This is a genomic window from Variovorax sp. E3, assembly GCF_016082275.1.
GTDB lineage: Bacteria > Pseudomonadota > Gammaproteobacteria > Burkholderiales > Burkholderiaceae_C > Variovorax.
Genome location: NZ_MOWM01000104.1, coordinates 21,075 through 27,216, shown reverse-complemented (window position 1 = coordinate 27,216; position 6,142 = coordinate 21,075). Strand labels below are relative to the sequence as shown.

The window sequence follows — 6,142 nt, the reverse complement described above, 5'->3', positions numbered from 1 at the left end:
GCCGGCCGAGGGGTTGGTGCCCGGCGGTGCGTCGCTGGTCGGCGGCGCATGGCATTTGCGCGGTGTCGAGGCCGAGCTCGCGTTCCGCCTCGGCGCCGACTTGCCGCCGCGCGCGGCGCCTTACACCCGTGACGAGGTCGCAGACGCCATCGCGGCGGTGCTGCCCGTGATCGAGGTGGCGCAGACCCGCCTGATCGATTGGCTCGATGCCAGCCCCGCGGCGCTGCTGGCCGACCTGCTGTGCCACGGCGGCCTGGTGCTCGGCGAGCCCGCGCCTTTCGAACGGTCGTGGCTCGACCTGGCACGGACCGAGGTCGTGATGCATTTCGACGAGCAGGTCGTGGCCCACACGGTCGGGGAGCACGCGCACCCCGACGTCGGCGCGCTGCTCGTCTGGCTGGCCAACCAGGGCGCGGCCCGGGGCCAAGGCCTGCGGGCCGGCCAGGTCGTGACGACCGGTTCGTGCACCGGCATGTTGTTCGCCTCGCAGGGCACGGCCGTGCGGGTGGACGTCAAGGGACTCGCGCCGCTGTGCGCGAGCTTCTGAATTTCTTGTGTTTGTTTTCTTTCCCGGAATCACTGGAGGCAACCGATATGTCCCTTTCAAGAATCGACGCCGTGGCCGAGGCGCTGGTTCGTGCGCGCGGCGCGCACGTCACGTGCCCGGCGGCGTCGACGGCCGACCTGCTCACGCAAGCCGACGATGCCTACGCCGTGCAGCAGCAGGTGGCGCAGGCGCTCGGCTGGTTCGCCGCGGCGCCGCCCCGGTACTGGAAGGCCGGCGGCCCGTCGCGCGATGCCGTGCTGACCCATGCGCCGCTGCCGCCGCGCGGCGTGTGGACCAGCCCGGCGACGGCCGGCGACTGGCCGTTCCACATCCGCGGCATCGAGGCCGAGATCGCCCTGCGGATCGGACGCGACGTCGACCCGGCCCTGGCCCGTGCGCTCGATGTCGACAGCGCCCGTGCCCTGGTCGAGGCGATGACGGTGTCGATCGAGATCGTCGACTCCCGCTGGCGGGAAGCCATCGACGCGCCCGCGCTGTGCAAGCTGGCCGACCTGCAATCGCACGGTGCGCTGGTGCTCGGCGAATGGGTCCCGTTCGTGGCCCGTGACTGGCTCGCGCAGGCCTGCGAGGTGCGCATCGGCGCGCGCGCCGCCGTGGTGCGCCGCGGCACGCATTCGCTCGGCGACCCCGCCTGGCTGCTGCCCGCGTGGCTGCGCCATGCCACGCGGCACGGCGAGACCGTGGCGGCCGGCACCGTCGTCACGACCGGCACGTGGGTCGCATTCTCGAAGCGGGCGAGGGCGACCTCGTCACCGCCGAATTCCCGGGCATCGGCCACGCGTCGGTGCAGCTCTAGAACCTTTCTTCCAACCATCCAAAGCACAGAACGGAGACAACACCCATGATCGCCCTCGACAACCACCCCAGCGGCCGCCACTTCCTGCAGATCCCGGGCCCCAGCCCCGTGCCCGACCGCATCCTGCGGGCCATCAGCCTGCCGACCATCGACCACCGCGGGCCCGAGTTCGCCGTGCTGGGCAAGAAGGTCATCGGCGGGCTGCAGCAGGTGTTCCAGACCCGGCACCCGGTCGTCGTCTATCCCGCGTCGGGCACCGGCGCGTGGGAGGCGGCGCTCGTCAACGTGATGAGTCCCGGCGACCACGTGCTGATGTTCGAGACCGGGCACTTCGCGACGCTGTGGCAGAAGATGGCGCGCCGGCTCGGCCTGGAGCCCGAGTTCCTCGCGCTCGAAGGCACCGACGAGACCGGCCTGCCGCGCAGCTGGCGCCACGGCGTGCAGGCCGACCTGATCGAGCAGCGCCTGCGCCAGGACACCGCCCACCACATCAAGGCCGTGTGCGTGGTGCACAACGAAACCTCGACCGGCGTCACCTCCGACATCGCCGCGGTGCGCCGCGCGATCGATGCGGCGGGCCACCCGGCGCTGCTGATGGTCGACACCATCTCGGGGCTCGCGAGCGCCGACTACCGGCACGACGCGTGGGGCGTGGACGTTACCGTCAGCGGCTCGCAGAAGGGCCTCATGCTGCCGCCGGGCATCAGCTTCAATGCGGTGTCGCCCAGGGCGCTGGAGGTGGCGAAGACGGCGCGCCTGCCCAAGGCCTTCTGGGCCTGGGACGAGATCATCGAGATGAACCAGGGCGGCTACTGGCCCTACACGCCGAGCACGAACCTGCTGTACGGCCTGAGCGAGGCGCTGGACATGGTGCTCGAACAGGGCCTGCCCGCGATCTTCGAGCGCCACCGGCGCTGGGGCCGCGGCGTGCGCACGGCCGTGCAGGCCTGGGGCCTGCCGACCCAGTGCGCCGACGAGCGCGTGCACTCGCCGGTGCTGACCGGCGTGATCACGCCGCAGGGGGTCGACGCCGACGCGCTGCGCCGGCTGATCCACCAGCGCTTCGATCTTTCGCTGGGCGCGGGGCTGGGCAAGCTCAAGGGCCGCATGTTCCGCATCGGGCACCTGGGCGACTGCAACGACCTGACGCTGATGGCCGCATTGACCGGCATCGAGATGGGTTTCAAGCTGGCGGGCGTGCCGATGGCCGGCAGCGGGGTGTTGGCGGCCATGGCGTACTTTGCGGAAACGCCGGCCGCGAACGTCGCGTGATCCCGCCGGGAAGGGCTGCGGGCTAGGTGCTTTCCATTATCGTCAACAAGATTGTCGACATTGTTGTTGACGTTAATTTGGACAAAGCCTAAATTCCGCTCCACAGCCTCGGCGGGGCACTGGCCCGGACCAGCCCGACCCGCGACTGCAAAGTTCGCCAGCGTGCCGGGTCTTTTCCTTGCAGGCTGGCATCCGTGCCACTGCAAGGAGACAAACCGATGCAAAACACCATGACGGACGGCGCCAAGGCGACCGCCGCAGCGCCAGACGCCGCCCTCCAGCCCACCAAGGTGCGCTGGAAGATCTTCCTGATGATGTTGTTCCTGATCTCGATCAACTACATCGACCGGGCCTCGCTCTCGGTGGCCATGCCGCTGATCGCCAAGGAATTCGACATCGGGCCGGCCGTGCAGGGCCTGCTGCTCAGCTCGTTCTTCTGGACCTACGCCCTGATGCAGATCCCGGGCGGCATGCTGGCCGACCGCTTCGGCCCGCGCGTGGTCATCGCCGGTGCCACCGTGGGTTGGGGCTTCTTCCAGGCCATCGCCGCCGTCTGCACGGGCTGGGTTCCCTTGCTGCTGACACGGCTGGGCCTGGGCGCGGCAGAGGCGCCGATCTACCCCGCGGGCGGCAAGCTCAACGGCATCTGGATGACCCAGACCGAACGCGGGCGCGGGGCCACCTTGCTCGACGGCGGCGCGCCGCTGGGCGCGGCGCTCGGTGCCATCCTGATCTCGGCCTTGATCGCCGTGCTCGGGTCCTGGCGCCTGGCCTTCGTCATCGCCGGCGCCGGCACCGTGGTGGCGGGCTACTTCGCCTGGCGCTACATCCGCAACCATCCGCGCCAGCATCCCGGCGTGAACGAAGCCGAGGCGCGCTACATCGAGGCCAGCCACGCCGCCGACGCCGCCAAGGAATCGGCCAATGCAAGCGGGCGCGTGCTCGACTTCTTCCGCTACCGCTCGGTGTGGGGCATGTTCTTCGGCTGGATGTGCTTCAACGCGCTGTTCTACGGCCTGCTCACGTGGATGCCCAACTACCTGTCGAAGGTGCACGGCTTCGACATCAAGCAGATGGGCGGCGCGGTGTTCATCATGTTCTTCTCGGGCTTCGTCGGCGAAATGTTCGGCGGCTGGCTGGCCGACAAGTGGCAGGCGGCCGGCGCATCGCAGAGCAAGGTGCTGCGCACGCTGTTCGGTATCTCGTCGATCATTGCCACCATCGCCATCTTCATGGTGACCCAGATCAAGGACCCGGTCGCCGTGGTCGCGCTGCTGTCGGTCACGCTGTTCTTCCTGCGCTGGTGCGGCCTGTTCTGGTGCGTGCCGTCGATCCTCGGCACGCGCGCCCGGGTCGGCTTCCTGGGCGGCACCATGAACCTGGGCGGCAACGTGGCGGGCATCGGCGTGCCGATCGTGGTCGGCCTGATCGTGCAGGCCACGGGCTCGTACTTCATGGCGCTCATGCTGTTCACGGCAGCCGGCGCGGGCCTCTTCGTCTGCTCGACGATGCTGATCGACTACAGCAAGAAGCTGCCGGTCTGACACCCACGAGCGAACCGGAAGGAGACCCCCTCATGTCTGTTTCTCATCTTCGCCGGGTGGCCGCCGCGGCCGCGCTGCACCTGGCCTTCGCCAGCGCGGCCCTGGCCCAGCCTGGCGAACCCGGCCTTCCCGTCGCGGCGCCCGAGGCCGTGGGCGTCGACTCGCAGCCGCTGGTGCGGCTGTCGCAGTGGATCCGCAAGGACAACCTCGACGTGCGCAGCTTCCTCGTGGTCAAGGACGGCAAGCTGGTCTTCGAGCGCTACAGCCAGGGGCTCACGCGCGACCACAACTACGAGCTGTACTCGATCACCAAGAACGTCACCGCGCTGGCGGCCGGCGTGCTCATCGACGAAGGCCGCACGCGGCTGGACGAGAAGGTGGCGCCCATCCTCGCCAAGGCACGCCCCGACCTGAAGGACGCGCTGGCCGACAAGCAGGCCATCGAGTTGAAGCACGTGATGTCGATGTCCACCGGCCTGTTCTACGACTTCCAGCCGAGCGACGACCCGATCTACTACGGCGCGCCCGACCGTCTGAAACTGGCGGCCGGGACTTCGCCGCGGCGCCCGCCCGGCGAGGCCTTCGACTACACCGACGTCAATCCGATCCTGGCGAGCGCAACGCTGGGCGCCGATGCCGGCATGCCGCTGCAGGCCTTCGCCGAGCAGAAGATCTTCAAGCCGATGGGCATGACGCACTACGCCTGGGAGCGCGCCGACGCGAAGGGGCTCGTGTCTTCCGGCTGGGGCCTGCGGCTGCGCGCGGTCGACATGGCCAAGCTCGGCATGCTGGTGCTCTCGGGCGGCCGCTGGAACGACCGGCAGATCACCTCGCAGGCCTGGGTGCGGACCATGACCGCGCCGTCTTCCGCGCCCTGGTACGGGCAGTACTGGTGGATCAACGACATCGTCGCCACCGAGCCCGAGGTGCACGCGATGGGCTTCAAGGGCCAGTTCATCGTGGCGCTGCCGCAGCGCAACGCGGTGGTCGTCATGACCAGCATGCTGCCCATCGAGGGTGGCCTGCGCGAGTCGAAAAACGTGCTGGCGATCCGCCGCATGGTCAACGATTTCGTGCTGCCCGCGCTCGACAACGCCTCGCACGCAAGCCCGACGCCCGCGCGCCGCAAGGCCCTGGCGCGCGAGCTCGACCTGGCCGCGCACCACCAGGGCAAGCCCGGCGCGCCGGCCGACCCGACCGACACCCCACGCCTGTGACGACCATGACCCCTCGCAAACTCATCGGCGTGCTCACGCCTTCCTCGAACACCGCGCTCGAGCCGCTGACCAGCGCGATGGTCGCGGGCGTGCCCGGCGTCTCGGCGCATTTCTCGCGCTTCACCGTCACCGAGATCTCGATGCGCGACGCGTCGCTGAACCAGTTCGACGACAGCAAGATCCTGGAGGCCGCACGGCTGCTGGCCGACGCGCGCGTCGACACCATCTGCTGGAGCGGCACCTCGGCCAGCTGGCTCGGCTTCGAGAAAGACCAGGCGCTGTGCGCGCGCATCACCGAGGCGACCGGCATCCCCGCGACCACCTCGGTGCTGGCGCTCAACGAGCTGCTGGCCGCGCAGGGCGCGCGCACGCTGGGCCTGGTGTCGCCGTACGTCGAAGACGTGCAGCAGCGCATCGTCGCCAACTACGCGGGTATCGGCATCGACTGCGTGGCCGAGCGGCACCTGGACCTCACGGTGAACTTCGCCTTCAGCGAGGTCGAGCCCGACACGCTGCGCCGCATGCTGCGCGAGGTGGCGCGCCAGCGCCCCGACGCCATCACGATCATGTGCACCAACCTGAGCGGCGCGCAACTGGTCCAGGAGATGGAGCGCGAGCTCGGCATCCCGATCTATGACTCGGTGGCCACCGTGGTCTGGCGCGCGCTGAAGACGGTCGGCGTCGCGCCGAGCGCCGTGAAGGGCTGGGGCCGCCTGTTCGACGCGAAGGCCTGAGCGTTCGCCGG

Annotated in this window: 5 protein-coding genes and 1 pseudogene; all 6 read left to right on the top strand. The window is 69.6% G+C overall.

The genetic code is table 11. The features are described from left to right. The coding region (locus BMG07_RS27805; RefSeq protein ID WP_198087239.1) for a fumarylacetoacetate hydrolase family protein at positions 1-547 on the top strand (547 nt) is incomplete at its 5' end. Positions 548-594: 47 nt separating this feature from the next. Further along, a pseudogene (locus BMG07_RS27800) lies at positions 595-1,364 on the top strand (fumarylacetoacetate hydrolase family protein). Positions 1,365-1,409: 45 nt separating this feature from the next. Then, on the top strand, positions 1,410-2,636 hold the full coding sequence (locus BMG07_RS27795) for an alanine--glyoxylate aminotransferase family protein (RefSeq protein WP_198087238.1): 1,227 nt from the start codon (positions 1,410-1,412) through the stop codon (positions 2,634-2,636). A gap of 218 nt (positions 2,637-2,854) precedes the next feature. Beyond that, a complete protein-coding gene (locus BMG07_RS27790; RefSeq protein WP_374221329.1) occupies positions 2,855-4,180 on the top strand; it encodes an MFS transporter in 1,326 nt (441 codons plus the stop codon). 32 nt (positions 4,181-4,212) lie between these two features. Beyond that, a complete protein-coding gene (locus BMG07_RS27785) occupies positions 4,213-5,397 on the top strand; it encodes a serine hydrolase (RefSeq protein WP_198087237.1) in 1,185 nt (394 codons plus the stop codon). Positions 5,398-5,402: 5 nt separating this feature from the next. After that, entirely contained in the window at positions 5,403-6,131 is a 729-nt protein-coding gene (locus tag BMG07_RS27780) for an aspartate/glutamate racemase family protein (RefSeq protein WP_198087236.1), read from the top strand. The last annotated feature ends 11 nt before the right edge of the window (positions 6,132-6,142 follow it).